We start from the raw sequence: 17301 nt of genomic DNA, 5'->3' as shown, positions 1-17301 counted from the left end.
TCGGACATCAGCGCCGGTGACGAATAACGGCGCGTACGGCGATGATGTAGACGATTGCGACCACAGCTAAGGTGCCGACGACCGCCCACCGCTTTTCCTGGGCACATGCCGCTAAGCCGGCGTCACTCTGCTCCAATCCACAGTCGCCCCCGACGACCCAGCTCATGAACAGCACGAGGAACAGCGCAACAGCCCAATAGGCAGCCGATCCAAGCACCCAAGCAGCGTAAAGAGCGACGGGTTTCATGCAAACAATCTACGCAGATCAGCAATGTCCGCAATGGGTCGAAAGCGGACATTGGCGGCCGCTTCCCGCCTCAGCCGATCTCCGCGAAAGCGCGGACCGGGAAGGTGCCCATCCCTTCGATCTTCGGCGGGGCGGCGGTGAAGCGGAAGCCGCTCGCCGGCAGCGCACCCAGATTGGTCATGTGCTCGACGATCAGCACGCCGGCGCCGAGCAGGGCGGTGTGGACCGGGCGCCGCCGTGTGCGCGTGTCGTCGATATTATAGCTGTCGATGCCGACCAGGGCGGCGCCGCGCTCGGCGAGCAGGCGGGCGGCCGCCTCGGTGAGGAAGGGGTGGCCCTCGAAATAGGAGTCGCTGCCCCAGTGGCGCGACCAGCCGGTATGGACCAGAACCGCCTTGCCGCGCACGTCGAGGGCTTCGAACAGGCCGGCGTCGGCGGCCATGCCCGGCGCGTGGACGGCTAGCCCGTCGAGCGCGGCGCAGCGCTCGATTGCGACCTTCGCCAGATCGTCGCCGTCGGCATAGCGGTGGAACGGCGCGTCGAGATAGGTGCCGGTGTTGGCGACCATGTCGATCCGGCCGATCTGGAAGCTCGAGCCGTCGTCATAATGCTGCGCCGAGCCTTCCCGCGTCCAGAAGTCGCAGATACTCGGCGCGGGTAGGCCCTTGTAGGTGACCGTGCCGTCGGCGACGCTATGGCTGAGGTCGACGAACCGGCTCATTCCGCCTGCCGCCGGCGGATTCGGTAGAGCCGGACCAGGGCGTAGAGCGCGATCGCCATCCACACGACGTTGAGCGACGCGGACGGGATGGCGCCGTGCCACGCGCCGTTGATCACGAAGCCGGCGGCGCCGAGCAGGTTCATCCACTGGAAGGCGAGCGAGCGGCCGGTCAGCTTGTCGGCGGTGACGAGCACATAGCCGAGCAGGATCAGGCCGGCGCCCATCCAGCCCGCGATCTCGACCAGGATCTCGACGGCGGTGGCGCTCAGCAGGCGGTCAGCTCCCGCGGGGCGGCGATGCGCGGCGCGCAATACCAGGCGTCGGTCGCGCCGATCGCGTGATCGACGAGGCCCCAGCGGCCGTTCTGGTAGCGCAGGATCGCGGTGACGGTGAGGCCATCCATCTCGTCGTAATTCGGGAAGATGCGGCGCCCGTCAATCCGTCCGCCGCCGCGCCGGCGCGGATCGGCATGGACGATCGCCCAGCCGCGGCGCACGCGGATGTCGCCGACCATGAACTCGACGTTCGGGCCGAGCCGCGACTCCACCGCCGGGCGAAGAGCGGCGAGGATGGCGCGGCGCTGGGCGCTGTTGGGTAGCGCCGGCGAGACGGCGTTGACGTTGCGCTGCGCCGTGGCCGGCGGGGCGCCCGCGACAGGGAGCGAAGCCGCCGAGGCGATTGCGATGCACATCAATCTGATGCTGCGGGGAACCATGTCGTCCTCCCCAATGCCGTTAAAAATGGCATTGGGGAGAATGCGCTCATCCCCACAATAATCAAGCTTTTCAGGCGGCGAGGCTCCTCAGCACATAATGGAGGATTCCGCCGTGGCGGAAATATTCGAGCTCGTTGGCGGTATCGATCCGCACCCGCGCCGGGAAGGACGAGGTCGAGCCGTCCGCCTTGGTCACCTGGACCTGGATCTCCTGGCGCGGCTGGAGGTCGGCGATCCCGGTCACGGTGAAGGTCTCGCTGCCGTCGAACTCGGGCGGCGTGCCGGTGAACTGGAGCGGCAGCACGCCCATGCCGACCAGGTTGGAGCGGTGGATGCGCTCATAGGTCTCGGCGATCACCGCGCGCACGCCGAGCAGGTTGGTGCCCTTCGCCGCCCAGTCGCGCGACGATCCGGTGCCATATTCCTTGCCCGCGATCACCACGAGCGGCACGCCCGCGGTCTTGTAGCGCATCGCGGCGTCGTAGATCGCCATCTGGTCGCCGCTGGGGATGTGGCGGGTCACGCCGCCCTCGACGCCCGGCACCATCTTGTTCTTGATTCGGATGTTGGCGAAGGTGCCGCGCATCATCACTTCGTGGTTGCCGCGGCGCGCGCCGTAGCTGTTGAAGTCCGAGCGGGTCACGCCGTGCTCGGTCAGGTAGATGCCCGCCGGGCTGTCCGCCTTGATCGATCCCGCCGGCGAGATGTGGTCGGTGGTGATGGAATCGCCGAGGATCGCCAGCGGCCGCGCCCCGACGATGTCGGTCGGCGGGGTCGGGGTCATTGTCATCCCGTCGAAATAGGGCGGATTGGCGATGTAGGTCGACGCGGCCGGCCAGTCATAGGTGGCGCCACCGGTCACCGGGATGCCCTGCCAGCGCTCGTCGCCCTTGTAGACGTCGGCGTAGCGCGCCTTGAACATGTCCGCGTTGACGAACTGGTCGATCATCGACCGGACCTCTTCGTTCGAGGGCCAGATGTCCTTGAGGTACACGTCGGCGCCGTCCTTGCCCTTGCCGATCGGCGTGGCGACCATGTCCTCGATCACCGTGCCCTTGAGCGCATAGGCGACGACCAGCGGCGGCGAGGCGAGATAGTTGGCGCGCACGTCCGGGCTGACCCGGCCCTCGAAATTGCGGTTGCCCGACAGCACCGACGCGGCGACCAGGTCGTTCTTGTGGATCGCCCTGCTGATCGGCTCCGGCAGCGGCCCCGAATTGCCGATGCAGGTCGTGCAGCCATAGCCCGTCAGGTTGAAGCCCAATGCGTCGAGGTCCTCGCTGAGGCCGGCGCGGTCGAGATAATCCGTCACCACCTGCGAGCCGGGCGCGAGGCTCGACTTCACCCATGGCTTGCGCTCCAGCCCCTTCTCGCGCGCCTTGCGGGCGACGAGGCCGGCGGCGACCAGCACCGACGGGTTGGAGGTGTTGGTGCAGCTCGTGATCGCCGCGATCACCACGTCGCCATGGCCGAGATCGTGGCCGTTGTCGTCGGTGGCGTAGCGCGACGGAAGCTCCTCGGCCGGGTGGCCGTATTCGCCGGTGAAGTTGGTGCGGAACTCCTCGTCGACCTGGCTGAGCACGACCTTGTCCTGCGGCCGCTTCGGCCCCGCCAGGCTCGGCTCGACCGTGCCCATGTCGAGGGTCAGCGTGTCGGTGAACACCGGCTCGACGCTGGGATCGAGCCACAGGCCCTGCGCCTTCGAATAGGCCTCGGTCAGCGCGATCTGCTCGTCGCTCCGCCCGGTGAGGCGCATATAGTCGAGCGTCTTGTCGTCGATCGGGAAGAAGCCGCAGGTGGCGCCATATTCCGGCGCCATGTTGGCGATCGTCGCGCGGTCGGCGAGCGACAGCGCGCCGACGCCCGGGCCGTAGAATTCGACGAACCGCCCGACCACGCCCTTCTTGCGCAGCATCTGGGTGACGGTCAGCACCAGGTCGGTCGCGGTGATGCCCTCGCGGAGCGCGCCCGACAGGTGGAAGCCGACCACCTCGGGGATCAGCATGGAGACCGGCTGGCCGAGCATCGCGGCCTCCGCCTCGATCCCGCCGACGCCCCAGCCGAGCACGCCCAGCCCGTTGACCATCGTCGTGTGGCTGTCGGTGCCGACGCAGGTGTCGGGATAGGCGATCTCGGCCGGCCCGCGATCGCCGCCGCGGCGCTCGTCGTCGCCGTCCCGGCGGTCGCGGTCGGTGCGGCGGTCGAAGGCGACGAACTCGTCGTCGCTCCGCCGGTCGTCGTCCCCGCGGCGCCCGGCGCCCGCCGACGCGACCTCGGTCGACGACCACACGCCGCGCGCGATATTCTCGAGATTGACCTGGTGGCAGATGCCGGTCCCCGGCGGCACCACCTTGAAATTGTCGAACGCGGTCTGGCCCCACTTCAGGAACTCGTAGCGCTCCATGTTGCGCTGATATTCGAGCTCGACATTCTTCTCGAACGCCTTGGGCGTTCCGAACTCGTCGACCATCACGCTATGGTCGATGACGAGGTGGACCGGCACCTGCGGGTTGATCTTCTTGGCGTCGCCGCCGAGCTTCGTGATCGCGTCGCGCATCGCCGCGAGGTCGACGACGCAGGGCACGCCGGTGAAGTCCTGCATCAGCACGCGCGCCGGCCGGTACTGGATCTCCGCGGTCGAGCTGCGCGTCTTCTGCCAGTCGACCACCGCCTGGATGTCGTCGCGGGTGACGGTGTCGCCGTCCTCGAAGCGAAGCAGATTCTCGAGCAGCACCTTCATCGAGAAGGGCAGCCGCGACACGTCGCCCAGCTTCTCGGCCGCCTTGGCCAGCGAATAATAAGCGTAGGACTTGTTCCCGACCTGCAGGGTGGAGCGGGTGTTCAGGCTGTCCTGGCCGGTGGCGGTCATCGGAGGTGTCCTCGTCGCAAAGTGGAAACTCTACGCCGGGTCAGATGCGCGTCCCCCGGCGCCGTTGCGGTCGCACTAGCAGGAGGTCGGCGACGGGGGAAGGGAGGGGCCCCGAAGGCGCTCGCGCTTGTAGTCCCGCCGCCGCCCCCCACATAGGAGTCATCACCGGACACCGGCCCGCGAGCCTCTAGTGACAGGGAGACCAAGCGCTCTCGCCCGCGACGAAGAGGTGACCTTCATGAAATTCGTGCCATCCCCAGGCGACGGCCGTCCGGCCACCTTCGTGCCCGATGCGGCGCCGTCGCCGCAACCGCCGCAGCCTCGCGACAGATCCTACATCCGCAGGGGCGCCCGCCAGCCGCACGACACGCCCGCGGGCTGCCGCGACCAGGCGCGCGAGTCCGCCGTCCAGGCGGAGGCCAGCGCCAACCCCAACGTCAGGGCCAAGTTCGCGCAGAGCGCTGCGACGTGGACCGCGCGCGCCGACATGCTTCAGCGACTCGACGACAGCCACGGCGCCCGCCTCGCATTGGCCGCGGCCCGGGTCTAGCGCCCCCGGCCGTTGCCCTGCGCGGCGCCGGCCGAGTCCTCCTCTGCCCTGCATTCGTCGCGGTGGCGCCTGATCATCGCCTCGGCCTCGCCGGCGAGGCGCTGGCTCGTCGCGATGCTTGCGCGGAGCTGGCGCTGGTTTTCCTCGGCTTCCTTCGTCTGACGGTCTCGCCGCGCCGCTCGGTCTGGTTCGGTGGGGATGAGCTGTTCCTTCCGCACCCCCCAACGCGCCTCGGGCGGGATCGGTCCGGGCTATTCCACGGCTTCGGCCGGTTCAGCTGATCGAGCCGACCTTGTTGCCGGCATGCCACACGTCGCACACCGGGCAATCGTCGTCGGCCTTCGCCGTCGCCATCGCGTCCTTGGTGTCGGCGGCGAGGATGTCCCGCTTCTTGACGACCGCCCCGCCGGGCTCGTCCAGCTTGTTCACCCGATAATGCTTCATTCACGCCTCTCCCGCCGGCCGGGCTTGGACGGATGGGAAGGAATGCGCAAGGAAAGTTCGCCCGCCGCCCGCTGCGAGGCGCACCGGCGGTGGGGGGGGGGCAGGGGGACGCGTCCCGGGCCCGGTCAGCCCTCCCCGTCCGGCCCCCAGTCGCGCGGCCCGTGAAGCAGCTCCCAGGCGGCCCGTTTGGCCGGGTCTGCGGCGATCGCCCGCATCTCGTGGCGCTGGATCGCGTCCACCCGCTTCAATATCTCCTCGCGCACCTCCTCGATCGGCGGCTCCTCCGGGGCGGCATAGCCCCACCCGCGGCGATGCGTCGTCGCGCCGCCGGGATAGAGGTCCGGCAGATGGTGCTGGAGCACCCACATCATCGACCGGTGGTTGAAGCGCCGCCGCTCGACGACGACGTCCTTGCCGATCACCACCTTCTCGGGAATGCCGTGGATGTTCTGGTCGATGAACACGTCGCGCACCCGCCGGGCGCCGATCCCGACCGCCTCGTCCCACGCCCGCGCGAAGTCCTCCGCGCCCGGCGCGTGGCGCAATTTGTAGACGCCCTCATAGCCCATGCCGACGGCCTCGGTCGCCATCCGCACCGATCCGCTCTCGCGCAGCGCCGCGATGAAGCCGCGCTGCTTCTTCACCGTCCAGCCGCGCGTGAGCACGTTCCTGCGCGGCACCGGCGCAAACTCGAGCAGCCAGTCGCGCCCTTCCAATTCCGTCCCTGAGTCGTCGCCCATCGGGGATCTATAACCCATTTGGTTATCTGTAGGAAAGCGGCGAGAACCGATTTTCTCGGCTGCCAGACGCCGGGATTGTAATCCTGGTGCGCTGTCACCGTAATCCGGGCTCATGGTTCGCCGCTTCGACGGCGCGGAGGTTTCGGCGAGCCGCCCCATCGCGAGGATAGATCAGCCGAAATCCTATTTTTCAGTGACATAGGATTCCTGTGCGCCGGCGCGCCGGGATGATAGTATCGGCGCGCATTTCTGCAGGACCTTGAGCGGGGGAGTCGGGCGGCCATGCAGTTCACGACGATCGAGATCGAAGTCGAGGCGGACGGCGAGCAAAAGATCGACGTCGTCGTGCCGCGGTTCGGCGACGGGGACACGCGCACCGTTCTCATCCTGATCGAGCAGCTCGACGGCGACAAGGTGGACTTCGACTCCTGGGTCGAGGCCGACGGGGTTCCGCCAACCACCCTGTTCGGGCGGATCAGGGCGTTCGGCGGAAGGCTCGCCGACCGGGCCACGGACATGACCGTGTGGCTCCAGTCGCGGGCGCGCGCGCGGTTCCGGGTCTTCATCGGCTGGGTCAGCCGGAAGATGCGCGAGATGGCCGACAGGCTGCCCTGCACCGGCTGCAAGGCGGTGATCCGGGCCGGCCTGAAGGCCGGGCTCGCGGCGGTCGGAGTGCCGGCCCCGGACGGGGCTGAGGCGAAGATCGCCGCGGAGGCGTTCGAGAAGCTCTTCGACGCCAATATCTGCGGCTATGTGGCGGAGTTCGTGGACGAGGCCCTTGGCAAGGGCGCGTGGGACCGGATCTGGCGCGAGGCCGCGAAGATGATCGACCCGATCCACCACGCCTACAAGATGATTGACGGCGCCTTCGAGACGACCTGCCGCTGGCTGGGCTTCTGCCCGTAGGCCGGGGCGGGGCGCGGGTGGGTAACAGACGCCGTGCGCCGCCGCCCTGATCCGATGCGCGGCTTGGACATGCCCGGCTGGCTGGCCGGCGCCCGCCCCAGCGACCACGAGCCCCGCCCGAAGGCCCGGGCGGAGTCCCGCCCTGCCCGAAGGGGGTGAACGCGACGCGCTGGGCCTATGCGGACGAGCGGGAGCGCAAGCGGATGGTGCGGGAGGTGCGGGGATGAGAACCGCCGCGCCTCGCCCGAAGCGGCTACTCGCCCACGGCGATCCACGAGGCAGTCACGCTCGCGATGCCTGTGCCGCCCCAGGTGGAAATGTGAAGGTCAAAGCTGCTCTTGGTGACGTTCCTGGCCTCCACGTTGATCCGAACGTTATCACGCTTCGACACGTCGAGCAGCGAGAGCGCGGCCATGACAGCTGGCGGTTCCCTGAACGGTGGTTTGAAATCGACGTGCTTGGTGCGCTCGCGCGACCCCGAACCCGTCCACCAGTCGCCATTTGGATACTCGCTGATATTCTCCGTCCCCGACCTCGTTTTCATGAAGACCCCCTCTTCGGATTGGGACCGGTATTCTGGCCGGAGTGAGCGCAACGCCTCAAGCGGAGATGGGTCCGCATTGAAGTCACTGCGGAGCTTGCAAAAGTTGGTGGCGGTGACGACCCCGGCTCCACCGTTCCTGTGCCTCAGCGGGAGGGAGATGCCGCGCTGGCTGACCGGCGCCCGCCCCAGCGACCAGAGCCCCCGCCCGAGGGCCCGGGCGGAGTCCCGCCCTGCCCGAAGGGGGTGAACGCGACGCGCTGGGCCTATGCGGACGAGCGGGAGCGGAAGCGGATGGTGCGGGAGGTTAACATTTACCTTGATGCTGATCCAGCGACCGCTCCAGCAGAATTGTTAGCCGATATTAGAATCGAAGAAGAAGAGGACGACGACGAAGGGGTCCCAGTATTCACTGGTCGCCACGTATTTAGTCTGAATAGCCTCAATGAAAGTTACATATTTAGGACGGGGTTTCCAGCAATATTGGATAATCTCCTAGTAAGCCTGAAGAAGGCGCAGGCGGCCGTGGAGAGGCGCCTCGAATCAACCGATGATTTCGCCAAACACGTGGGCTCTCTCTTTGGCTCGAACAGGGGGTAGTCGGCAGCGCAATCTAGAAGGCGGCGGTCAAGGCCTATTCAGCGGCCTCTCGGTGGCGCATCGACGAGCGCCGGGCTTTGACCTTGGGCTCTGACACGACTGGGAGTGCCTTCCCTTGGAGGAGTGGCGCCAGGTAATGGCCCGTGTACGAGCGCGGCTCTCGTGAGACTTGTTCGGGCGTTCCCTCCGCGACGATCTCGCCGCCCTTGTCGCCGCCCTCCGGCCCAAGATCGATGATCCAGTCGGCGGTCTTGATGACTTCGAGGTTGTGCTCGATCACCACCACCGTGTTGCCCTGCTCGACCAGCGCGTGGAGGACCTCGAGGAGCTTGCGGACGTCCTCGAAGTGCAAGCCCGTGGTGGGCTCGTCGAGGATGTAGAGGGTCTGGCCCGTGGCGCGGCGCGACAGCTCCTTGGCGAGCTTGACGCGCTGGGCCTCGCCGCCGCTCAGGGTCGTCGCCTGCTGGCCGACATGGACGTAGCCGAGGCCGACCTCCTCCAGCATGCGCATCTTGTCGCGGATCGGCGGGACGGCCTTGAAGAACTCGGCGGCGTCCTCGACCGTCATGTCGAGAACGTCGGCGATGCTCTTGCCCTTGAACTTCACCTCCAGCGTCTCGCGGTTGTAGCGGGCGCCGTGGCAGACGTCGCAGGTGACGTAGACGTCGGGGAGGAAGTGCATCTCGATCTTGATGAGGCCGTCGCCGGTGCACGCCTCGCAGCGGCCGCCCTTGACGTTGAACGAGAAACGGCCGGGCTTGTAGCCGCGCGCCTGCGCCTCGGGCAGGCCGGCGAACCAGTCGCGGATCTGGGTGAAGGCGCCCGTGTAAGTCGCGGGGTTGGAGCGCGGGGTGCGGCCGATCGGCGACTGGTCGATGTCGATGACCTTGTCGAGATATTGCAGCCCCTCGATCTTGTCGTGGGGGCCGGCGACGATGCGGGCGCCGTTCAGGTGGCGCGCGGCGCCGGCATAGAGGGTGTCGATGGTGAAGCTCGACTTGCCCGAGCCCGACACGCCGGTGATGCACGTAAAAGTGCCGAGCGGGATCGAGGCGGTGACGTCCTTCAAATTGTTGGCGCGGGCGCCCTTGAGGGTGAGCTTCTTGCCGTTGCCCTTGCGGCGCTGGGCCGGGAGCGGGACCGAGCGGCGGCCGGCGAGATAGTCGGCGGTGAGGCTGTTCTCGTTGGCGAGCACGTCGGCGAGGCTGCCCTGGGCGACGATCTCGCCGCCATGGGCGCCGGCGCCGGGGCCCATGTCGATGACATAGTCGGCGGTTCGGATCGAATCCTCGTCATGCTCGACGACGAGCACGGTGTTGCCGAGGTCGCGGAGGCGCTTCAGCGTCACCAGCAGGCGGTCATTGTCCTTCTGGTGGAGGCCGATCGACGGCTCGTCGAGGACGTAGAGGACGCCCGAGAGGCCTGAGCCGATCTGCGAGGCGAGGCGGATTCGCTGGCTCTCGCCGCCGGACAGGGTGCCGGAGGTGCGGTCGAGGTTGAGATAATCGAGGCCGACATTGTTGAGGAAGCCGAGCCGCTCGTTGATCTCCTTGAGGATCGCGCGGGCGATCTCCTGCTGCTGCGGGTTCAGCTTCTCCTCGAGCGTCGAGAACCAGTCGAGCGCGTGGCGGACCGAGCGGCGGGTGGACATGGAGATGTCCTCGCCGGCGATCTTGACCGCGAGCGGCTCGGGGCGGAGGCGGGCGCCGCCGCAGGTCTCGCAGGGGGCCGCGGACTGGTACTTGCTCAATTCCTCGCGCATCCAGGCACTCTCGGTCTGGAGCATTCGGCGGTTCAAATTGCCGATGACGCCCTCGAACGGCTTCTTGACGTCATAGGATTTGCGGCCGTCGATGAAGGTCAGAGTGACCGGCTTGCCGTCGGTGCCGTAGAGGATGACCCGCTGCTGCTCCTCGCTGAGGTCCTTCCACGGCGTGTCGAGGCTGAAGCCGTAGGCGCGGGCGAGGCTGGCCAGCACCTGCATGTAATAGGGGCTGGGCGGGTTGGACTTGGCCCAAGGGACGATTGCGCCCTTCTTGAGCGTCAGATTCTCGTTGGGGACGACCAGCTCGGGATCGAACAGCAGCTTCTCGCCGAGGCCGTCGCAGGCCGGGCAGGCGCCCTGCGGCGCGTTGAACGAGAACAGCCGCGGCTCGATCTCGGCGATGGTGAAGCCGCTGACCGGGCAGGCGAATTTCTCGCTGAAGGTGATCCGGCCCGCGGGCGCGTTGGTGGCGAGCACCTGGCGCTCGGCGGCCTGCTCCAGCGCCGCGGCGACCCCGGTGCGCTCGGCGCCCTCCTGCTCGGGCGGCGCGGGCGGGTCCGCGGGGTCGAGATAGACCAGCCCCTCGGCGAGCTTCAGCGCCGTCTCGAGGCTGTCCGCCAACCGGGTCTCGATCCCCTCCCGAACCACGATCCGGTCGACCACCACCTCGATGTCATGCTTGTATTTCTTGTCGAGGGCCGGCGCCTCCTCGATGTCGTAGAAGACGCCGTCGACGCGCACTCGGGTAAAGCCGTCCTTCTGCCACTGCGCCAGCTCCTTGCGATACTCGCCCTTGCGGCCGCGGACGACCGGCGCGAGCAGATAGAGGCGGGTGCCCTCGGGGAGCTGCATGACGCGGTCGACCATCTGGCTGACCGTCTGGGCGCTGATCGGCTCGCCGGTGACCGGCGAATAGGGAACGCCGACGCGCGCCCACAGCAGGCGCATGTAATCGTAGATCTCGGTGACCGTCGCGACGGTGGAGCGCGGGTTGCGGCTCGTCGTCTTCTGCTCGATCGAGATGGCCGGCGACAGGCCCTCGATATGGTCGACGTCGGGCTTCTGCATCATCTCGAGGAACTGGCGCGCATAGGCGCTCAGGGACTCGACGTAGCGGCGCTGCCCCTCAGCATAGATGGTGTCGAAGGCGAGGCTGGATTTGCCCGAGCCGCTGAGGCCGGTGATGACCGTCAGCGTGTCGCGCGGGATGTCGACGTCGACGCCCTTGAGATTGTGCTCGCGGGCGCCGCGGACCGAAATATGAGTGAGCATCGGACGACCGACCTGTTCCAGCTATGTTCTTGTCTAATGGGGGACGCGCCGGGGGTCAACGCGAGACGGCTCAAGTGGGTACCCGCTGCCCCAAAGACAAGCCGGAGCGGCACCGTTGCGGAGTCATTCGAGCGACAGTTTTCCCGCGTTGCGAAGACTATGGCAGGTGGAGGGGGGAGCATGCCTGTCCGCCGCCGAGCGAAAAGCCGCGCTGGATTCCGGGCCGCTGCGGGTCGTCCGCCGGCCGAATCCACCGCGACGGCACCCTCGGCGAGCCCGCAACGCGCCCTCAGCGGCCGATACGCAGATCATCGACGGCTAGGCCGGCCCTCCTCAACGGGAAGGAACCGCCATGGCCATCAATCTCAAAGTGTCCGCTCGGCAAGTCGACTTGGGCAGTGGCGACTACCCGGCGATGCTCGACAATCTGCAAGCCAACATATTGGCATCGCACGGGCGTAACCACGCGCGCCACCTTTTCATCCGCTTCACCGGCGACCGCGCAGCGGTTCGGGCCTGGATCAGGACGAAGGTGGCGCCCGACGTGACCTCGGCGGGCGATCAGCGGCGGCAGAGCGAGCAACGGGCCGAAGCGAAAGGAGCGGGGACCACCTTCGACGGCGGCCTCGTGACGGGTTTCTTCCTGTCCGCCGCCGGCTACACCTATCTCGGTCTCGATCCCAAGCGCCTGCCCAGCACGGCCTTCCTGAAAGGCATGAAGAACCGCGACAAGTTCATCGGCCCCGAGCTCGCGCTGGGAGTCCACCTCAAGCTGCGCAATCGCGACCCGGCACCCGCGCAATGGGAGGCGGGTTTCCAGGGAGTGATCCACGCCCTGCTCACGCTCGCAGACGACGAAGTGGATGGCGACCTGTCGCGCCTGCTGAACAAGGTCGAGCAGCATAGGGAAGAGCTGGCCGGGATCGGCACGATCACCCACGTCCAGGACGGCCGGGTCCTGCGCCGGCCGATTCCCGGACAGCCCGGCCGGTTCGAGCCGATCGAGCATTTCGGCTATTTCGACGGCATCAGCCAGCCGCTGTTCACCCGCAAGGATCTCGAGGATTATGACAAGGACCAGGGCCGGGTGCCGCCGCAGGCGGGCGATTGGGACCCGGCGGCGAGCCTCGATCTCATCCTCACGGCCGATCCGTTCGCGACCGCGCCGGACGCCTATGGAAGCTTCTTCGTCTACCGCAAGCTGGAGCAGGACTATGACTTGTTCCACCAACGGGTGGCGGCGCTCGCCGATGAGGTCGACATCCCTCCGTACCTGGCCGGCGCCTATGTCGTCGGACGCTTCGTGGATGGAACGCCGCTGACGGCGGGCCAGGTGCCGAGCATCGGCCTGGAGGTGGAAAACCACTTCATGCACAGCAGCGACAAGAAGGGCCTCAAATGCCCGATGCACGCCCACATCCGCAAGGCGAACCCGCGCGGGACGACCCCGCAGACCACGCTTCAGGAAGAGGCGGCGCGGCGGATCGCGCGCCGCGGCATTCCCTATGGCAAGCCGCATCCCGACATCAAATGCGACCCGGACGAATATGACTCACAGGAAGCCGGTCCGCGCGGCCTCGTGTTCATGTGTTTCCAATCAAACATCGAGGACCAATTCGAGTTCATTCAACGCGTATGGATCGACAACAACGAGTTTCCCTCCGGCCTGATTCCGTTCTTCCAGCGCAACACGGGCGACGATCCGTTGATCGGCCAGGACGAGGACGAGGCGCAGCACTGGCCCAGATATTGGAACAACCCCAACGGCGGCACGGTCGAGTTCGACTTCGACTCGGCGGTGACACTGAAGGGCGGGGAATATTTCTACGCGCCCAGCAAGCCGTTCCTTTCGTCCGTGTAGACGCTGGCCGGCTTGGCGGCGAAAGCTGATCGCTTCTGACCTTCAAGCGTGCTGGCCGGGAGGAAACACGCCGCCAGGCGAGCTTCATCTGATTGCGAGCGGGCGGCGCAGGAAAGCCGCGAGCACTGGGCCAACCTCGTGTGGCCGCTCCACGACCAGATTGTGCCCGAGGTCGGCGAACACATGCGCCTCCGCGCGCGGATAGGCCTGCACCAATGCGCGGTGGTGCTCCGCCGGGAAGATCGGGTCGCGGCCACCCGACAGGATGAGCACGTCGGCGCCGATGTCCGGGGCGTAGCGGCCGATCGGCACGTCGAGCAATTGGCGCGGGACGGCGCGCCAGACGTGGAACGGCACGGCCGCCATTTCGCGGTCGAAATAGCGCACGAAGGTCGCGTCGACCGGAGTCGGGCTCGCGCCCGGGCTGAACTCGCGAAGGAAGTCCGCGTTGGACGCAATCGGATCGCGCAAGGCCATGATCGAGGTCCAGAAGGCGTCGCCGCGGCGAACCGGAACGAGCGCGGTCGAGCCGGCCAGGGCGATGCGGTCGACCCGGCCGGGATATTCGGCGGCGAAGACCTGCGCCACCATCGAGCCCATCGACGAGCCGACGATGGCGGTGCGTTCGATGCCAAGCGCGTCGAGGAACAGGCGCGCGTCGTTGGCGAATTCGGACATCGCATAACAGCAGTCCGGCGCCGACGAGGCGCCGTGGCCGCGCTGGTCGGGGATTAGCAGCCGGTAGTCGGCGAGCCAGGGCGCGACGATCGACCAGACGCGGCTGGTGTCGGTGTAGCCGTGGAGGAGCAGGACCGGCCGCCCTGCGGGGTTGCCGAGCTCGACATAAGCGAGCTCGATCCCGTTGGGCAGCCGCACCCGCTGCTTGCGCGCCGCCCAGCCGGCCTGGTCGACCGGGGCGGGGCGGGCCTGCTCCGGCTGGGCCGCGGCGATCTCGGCTCCACCCAGGCTCAGCCCAATCGGCGCCCACGAACCCGCCGGCCGCGGCGGCGCGGCGGAGGCGTAGGAAATGCCGGCGGCGCTGACCATGCCGAGCGTTGCGGCAAGGGCGAATGCGGGAAGCAGCGACCGGATCATGCGATCACCCTCCCCGCAAGCATCGCGCCGAGGCGCTTCGAGCCGCCGTCGTAGAAGCCGACCTCGCCGTCGAAGCTGCGCGGATTTTCGAACGTGCCGAAGATCATGTCGAACCAGGGCACGTCGGCATAATTGCGGCCGTGGACCCCGCGCTCGTGGTGGAGCGCATGGCTTTCCGGGCGCGCGACGATGTAGCCGAGCCAGCGCGGCGTCTTGATGTTCGCATGGGTGAACATCGACAGGAAGGTCGCCGCGACGTTGATCCAGATCGCCGCCTCGGCGCTGATCCCGAAGCCAAGCACGAGCGCAAGGCTTCCGAGCAGCGACCAGCCGATCATGTCGAACGGGTGGAAGTAGAAGGCGCCCCAGATGTCGATGCGCTCGGCGCTGTGGTGCATCTGGTGGAACCAGCGCCACAGGAACGGCGCATTGTGCATCGTCCGGTGCCAGATATAGATTCCGAACTCGAGCGCGACGAAGCCGCCGGCAACCTGGAGCCAGAACGGCAGGGCGGTGGCGTCGACGAGACGATGCTCGCCGAGCCAGCCGTCCCACATCAGCGGCGCGAAGGTCGCGACCGTGAAGTAGAGCGCGAAGAAGGCCAGCCCCTTCAATGGCCACAAGGCCACCTCCGGGAAGGCCCGTGCGCGGACGATCAGGTCCGCCGCGACGAAGGCGGCGAACAGGCCGAACGCGATGAAATGGTACAATCCCAACACTGCATCTCTCCCTCAAAATCCCCGACAGCAGGTGAGCCGGAGATACGGGCAGAGGCGGCGGCGCCTCTAGCGAGCGCGCGGTCTTTTATCAGATGCTAGGGAAAAGCGCGCCTGCGTGGTAACTTGGCGCGGTCTTCGAAAGGCTCAGGCGGCAATGCCCGAGAGAGTCGGCGAGAAAACTGCACCATCGGTACAGCTTGACCCCGAGGTCCTGACCAAGGGCGAGCGCACGCGCCAGCGAATCCTCGACATCGCCTATGACTCGATCGTCCACAAAGGCTTCGCTGCGACCTCGATCGAGGAACTGGTCGAGGCGGCCGGGATCACCAAGAGCGGCTTCTTCTACCATTTCCGCGACAAGAACGACCTCGCGCGGCAGCTCCTCCACCGCTTCATCAGCGAGGACAACGAGCTGATCGACGGGCTGACCGAGCGGGCGCGGTCGCTGTGCGACGACCCGCTCCAGAGCTTCCTCCTGTTCCTCAACCTCTATGCCGAGGCGATGGACGATATGCCGGAGCTTCATCCCGGCTGCCTGATCGCGACGATCACCTACCAGGCCGCCTTGTTCGACCGGGTGGTGCTGCAGATGAACCGCGACAGCGTGATGGCGCTGCGCCGCCGCTTCGCGAGCTGGATCGAGGAGATCGCCGAGCGCTACCCGCCGCGAAGCGAGGCGGACCTCGAGGCGCTCGCCGACATGCTGACGGTGATCGTGGAGGGCGCCATCGTTCTGTCCAAGGCGCTCGACGACAAATATCTGATGGGCCGCCAGACGCGTATCTACCGCGAGCATGTCAAGGCGGTGTTCGGAGCCTGACCTCTCGCCTAGTCGCGCCGGTCTCCGGCAAGGCTTGGGCGTTGGCGGTCCTCGGAAAATTCCTCGGGGCTCTTCTCGCGCGGCTTCACGGTCGAGCGGATGACCATGATCTTGTTCAGCGTGTCGAACCAGAAAGGCGCGCCGAAGGTAACCGCGACGGCGGTGAGCAGCCAGCCGAACAACGAGTTGAGCAGGATCGGGAAGGCGAGCCCCCAGCCGGCCGAATAGTCGATGTCGCGCAGCGGATGCTCTTCCCAGCCCATCGGGAAATTGAGGTCCTCGAGGCGCTGCTGGGCGCAGCTCGCCTGGCGCTTCGCCCCGCCCGCCGGCGCCGCTTCTCCCGCCCCCGCGCAGCCGAGCGCGGCGAGCAGGGCGCTGTCGGTCGCCTCGCTGCCGCCGACGCGCTGGGCGGTCGCCTCGGCCTCGGCGACGATCGCCGAGCGCACCGATTCATCGACATAGAGATGCTTGGCGATGGTGATCGTGTCGATGTTGAGGGCGATGGCGAGTGCGAGGCCGATCGCGAACAAGATGCGCTGGGTGCGCTTTTTGTACCAACCGGCGACCCGGTCCATCGCGCTGTCGTACCAGTCCTCGAGATTGCGTCGGGTCTGCTCGCAATCGCCCTGGGCCTGGTCGACCGCCGCGAGCACGGCGCTGCGCAGGCGCGGGGGGAGCTGCGCAGCGCCGGCTCGCACCCCTTTCATGACCTGATCGGCGGGAAGGCCGGCGCGCCGTTCGGCGGGAAGCGAGAGATCGAGCACCGCGACGGCGAAATTGCGCCGCGGGATGTAATTGGGGAGATGGGTGCGAAGCGGCATCAGGCCCCAGCGCTGGCGCCCGCGCTGCTGCTTGCCGGCGCCGCGAATTTGGCCGGGCACATATTCGCCGCGGAACAGGGCCGCGACCAGCGGGTGGTTGTAGATCTTGGCGGCCTCGTGGCCGCTCTCGTCGCCGAGCAGTTCGCGGATGCCGCGCTCGAGATGGATTGCGCGGTGCTGGAGGAAGCTCTCGATGAATTCCTGCACCGCCGAGGCGACGATGCTCATGACGATGAACAGGAAAACGACCGAAATCGCGACTTCGAGCGCAGTCGATCCAAGCATGCCGCCTTCCCCCGACGCCGCCTGATCTCCCGCGGACTCAGGCGCGCGGGCGGATCGACTTGGATCCTAGCACAGGAAGGCGCCGAGGTCTTGGGCTTCGTAAAGCCAAGACCTCGCCGGGATTTTAGCTTCGGACGGCCGTTTTAGACGCGGGCCTCGCTCGAACGGCGGACGCGGCCGCTGTGGCGGCCGACCTCGCCCTTGCGCACGCCGCCATTGGCGGTGCGGTGGTTGGGGCCGCTGCCGCCGTTGCGGCGCGGGCGCCGCTCGCCATGGGGGCGCTGCTCGTGACGCGGGCGCTCGCGGCGCTCGCCGCGTTCCTGCGCGGGA

18 protein-coding genes are annotated in these 17301 nt (G+C 67.4%); 4 read left to right on the top strand and 14 right to left on the bottom strand.

The features are described 5' to 3' along the window. Nucleotides 1–7 precede the first annotated feature (7 nt). The 5 genes from G7B71_RS11200 to acnA all read right to left on the bottom strand — a co-directional run bounded on the left by G7B71_RS11200 (nt 8) and on the right by acnA (nt 4552). Nucleotides 8–247 (bottom strand): hypothetical protein, encoded by a 240-nt coding sequence (locus G7B71_RS11200; RefSeq protein ID WP_166040890.1) that lies wholly within the window; start codon nt 245–247, stop codon nt 8–10. 70 nt (nt 248–317) lie between these two features. Then, a complete protein-coding gene (locus G7B71_RS11195; RefSeq protein WP_166040888.1) occupies nt 318–968 on the bottom strand; it encodes a cyclase family protein in 651 nt (216 codons plus the stop codon). Beyond that, nucleotides 965–1279, bottom strand: a complete 315-nt coding sequence (locus G7B71_RS11190) for a hypothetical protein (protein WP_347708449.1) — start codon at nt 1277–1279, stop codon at nt 965–967. Before G7B71_RS11190 ends, G7B71_RS11195 begins: the two co-directional genes overlap by 4 nt. Beyond that, complete coding sequence (locus tag G7B71_RS11185) at nt 1234–1683, bottom strand: hypothetical protein (protein WP_166040886.1); 450 nt, start codon at nt 1681–1683, stop codon at nt 1234–1236. The genes G7B71_RS11190 and G7B71_RS11185 overlap by 46 nt, the downstream gene beginning before the upstream one ends. Before the next feature lie 70 nt (nt 1684–1753). After that, a complete protein-coding gene (acnA, locus tag G7B71_RS11180) occupies nt 1754–4552 on the bottom strand; it encodes an aconitate hydratase AcnA (RefSeq protein ID WP_166040884.1) in 2799 nt (932 codons plus the stop codon). A gap of 238 nt (nt 4553–4790) precedes the next feature. Here acnA and G7B71_RS11175 point away from each other — a divergent pair, with 238 nt between their 5' ends. Beyond that, on the top strand, nt 4791–5102 hold the full coding sequence (locus G7B71_RS11175; RefSeq protein ID WP_166040870.1) for a hypothetical protein: 312 nt from the start codon (nt 4791–4793) through the stop codon (nt 5100–5102). Here the strand turns inward: G7B71_RS11175 and G7B71_RS11170 are convergent. The 3 genes from G7B71_RS11170 to G7B71_RS11160 form a co-directional block, all read right to left on the bottom strand. After that, the gene (locus G7B71_RS11170; protein ID WP_166040868.1) at nt 5099–5320 is read right to left on the bottom strand and encodes a hypothetical protein; all 222 of its coding nucleotides are present in this window, start codon (nt 5318–5320) and stop codon (nt 5099–5101) included. The genes G7B71_RS11175 and G7B71_RS11170 overlap by 4 nt on opposite strands. A 55-nt stretch (nt 5321–5375) precedes the next feature. Further along, nucleotides 5376–5546, bottom strand: coding sequence for a hypothetical protein (locus tag G7B71_RS11165; protein WP_166040866.1), 171 nt, complete (start codon nt 5544–5546; stop codon nt 5376–5378). A 125-nt stretch (nt 5547–5671) separates the two neighbouring features. Next, complete coding sequence (locus tag G7B71_RS11160) at nt 5672–6304, bottom strand: hypothetical protein (protein WP_166040864.1); 633 nt, start codon at nt 6302–6304, stop codon at nt 5672–5674. Between the two features lie 264 nt (nt 6305–6568). On the opposite strand from G7B71_RS11160, the gene G7B71_RS11155 reads away from it, so the two are divergent. After that, nucleotides 6569–7192, top strand: coding sequence for a hypothetical protein (locus tag G7B71_RS11155; RefSeq protein WP_166040862.1), 624 nt, complete (start codon nt 6569–6571; stop codon nt 7190–7192). 253 nt (nt 7193–7445) lie between these two features. Here G7B71_RS11155 and G7B71_RS11150 read toward each other — a convergent pair whose 3' ends face one another. Both G7B71_RS11150 and uvrA read right to left on the bottom strand, forming a co-directional pair. Then, nucleotides 7446–7736, bottom strand: a complete 291-nt coding sequence (locus G7B71_RS11150) for an H-type lectin domain-containing protein (protein ID WP_166040860.1) — start codon at nt 7734–7736, stop codon at nt 7446–7448. 631 nt (nt 7737–8367) lie between these two features. Next, nucleotides 8368–11370 (bottom strand): excinuclease ABC subunit UvrA, encoded by a 3003-nt coding sequence (uvrA, locus tag G7B71_RS11145; protein WP_166040858.1) that lies wholly within the window; start codon nt 11368–11370, stop codon nt 8368–8370. A gap of 352 nt (nt 11371–11722) precedes the next feature. Here uvrA and G7B71_RS11140 point away from each other — a divergent pair, with 352 nt between their 5' ends. After that, nucleotides 11723–13231 (top strand): peroxidase, encoded by a 1509-nt coding sequence (locus tag G7B71_RS11140; protein WP_166040856.1) that lies wholly within the window; start codon nt 11723–11725, stop codon nt 13229–13231. Between the two features lie 84 nt (nt 13232–13315). On the opposite strand, the gene G7B71_RS11135 is transcribed toward G7B71_RS11140, so the two are convergent. Both G7B71_RS11135 and G7B71_RS11130 read right to left on the bottom strand, forming a co-directional pair. After that, on the bottom strand, nt 13316–14326 hold the full coding sequence (locus G7B71_RS11135) for an alpha/beta hydrolase (RefSeq protein WP_166040854.1): 1011 nt from the start codon (nt 14324–14326) through the stop codon (nt 13316–13318). Then, entirely contained in the window at nt 14323–15045 is a 723-nt protein-coding gene (locus tag G7B71_RS11130; RefSeq protein ID WP_166040852.1) for a sterol desaturase family protein, read from the bottom strand. The genes G7B71_RS11135 and G7B71_RS11130 overlap by 4 nt, the downstream gene beginning before the upstream one ends. A gap of 154 nt (nt 15046–15199) precedes the next feature. Here G7B71_RS11130 and G7B71_RS11125 point away from each other — a divergent pair, with 154 nt between their 5' ends. Beyond that, a complete protein-coding gene (locus G7B71_RS11125) occupies nt 15200–15865 on the top strand; it encodes a TetR/AcrR family transcriptional regulator (protein WP_166040850.1) in 666 nt (221 codons plus the stop codon). A gap of 8 nt (nt 15866–15873) precedes the next feature. Here G7B71_RS11125 and G7B71_RS11120 read toward each other — a convergent pair whose 3' ends face one another. Both G7B71_RS11120 and G7B71_RS11115 read right to left on the bottom strand, forming a co-directional pair. Continuing rightward, the gene (locus G7B71_RS11120; RefSeq protein WP_166040848.1) at nt 15874–16971 is read right to left on the bottom strand and encodes a hypothetical protein; all 1098 of its coding nucleotides are present in this window, start codon (nt 16969–16971) and stop codon (nt 15874–15876) included. 143 nt (nt 16972–17114) lie between these two features. After that, the coding region (locus G7B71_RS11115; protein WP_207774778.1) for a hypothetical protein at nt 17115–17301 on the bottom strand (187 nt) is incomplete at its 5' end.

This window comes from Sphingosinicella sp. YJ22, assembly GCF_011320075.1.
In the GTDB taxonomy this organism is placed as follows: domain Bacteria; phylum Pseudomonadota; class Alphaproteobacteria; order Sphingomonadales; family Sphingomonadaceae; genus Allosphingosinicella.
Note: the sequence above shows the minus strand (reverse complement) of the source record. Positions and strands in the feature narration are given on the sequence as shown.

Excerpts from the sequence above, each read along its gene's own strand:
- G7B71_RS11140 (WP_166040856.1), top strand. The coding sequence starts at position 11,723 with ATGGCCATCAATCTCAAAGTGTCCGCTCGGCAAGTCGACTTGGGCAGT.
- G7B71_RS11185 (WP_166040886.1), bottom strand. The coding sequence starts at position 1,683 with ATGGTTCCCCGCAGCATCAGATTGATGTGCATCGCAATCGCCTCGGCG.
- G7B71_RS11200 (WP_166040890.1), bottom strand. The coding sequence starts at position 247 with ATGAAACCCGTCGCTCTTTACGCTGCTTGGGTGCTTGGATCGGCTGCC.
- G7B71_RS11175 (WP_166040870.1), top strand. The coding sequence starts at position 4,791 with ATGAAATTCGTGCCATCCCCAGGCGACGGCCGTCCGGCCACCTTCGTG.
- G7B71_RS11165 (WP_166040866.1), bottom strand. The coding sequence starts at position 5,546 with ATGAAGCATTATCGGGTGAACAAGCTGGACGAGCCCGGCGGGGCGGTC.
- G7B71_RS11195 (WP_166040888.1), bottom strand. The coding sequence starts at position 968 with ATGAGCCGGTTCGTCGACCTCAGCCATAGCGTCGCCGACGGCACGGTC.
- acnA (WP_166040884.1), bottom strand. The coding sequence starts at position 4,552 with ATGACCGCCACCGGCCAGGACAGCCTGAACACCCGCTCCACCCTGCAG.
- G7B71_RS11160 (WP_166040864.1), bottom strand. The coding sequence starts at position 6,304 with ATGGGTTATAGATCCCCGATGGGCGACGACTCAGGGACGGAATTGGAA.
- G7B71_RS11135 (WP_166040854.1), bottom strand. The coding sequence starts at position 14,326 with ATGATCCGGTCGCTGCTTCCCGCATTCGCCCTTGCCGCAACGCTCGGC.
- G7B71_RS11125 (WP_166040850.1), top strand. The coding sequence starts at position 15,200 with ATGCCCGAGAGAGTCGGCGAGAAAACTGCACCATCGGTACAGCTTGAC.
- uvrA (WP_166040858.1), bottom strand. The coding sequence starts at position 11,370 with ATGCTCACTCATATTTCGGTCCGCGGCGCCCGCGAGCACAATCTCAAG.
- G7B71_RS11120 (WP_166040848.1), bottom strand. The coding sequence starts at position 16,971 with ATGCTTGGATCGACTGCGCTCGAAGTCGCGATTTCGGTCGTTTTCCTG.
- G7B71_RS11150 (WP_166040860.1), bottom strand. The coding sequence starts at position 7,736 with ATGAAAACGAGGTCGGGGACGGAGAATATCAGCGAGTATCCAAATGGC.
- G7B71_RS11155 (WP_166040862.1), top strand. The coding sequence starts at position 6,569 with ATGCAGTTCACGACGATCGAGATCGAAGTCGAGGCGGACGGCGAGCAA.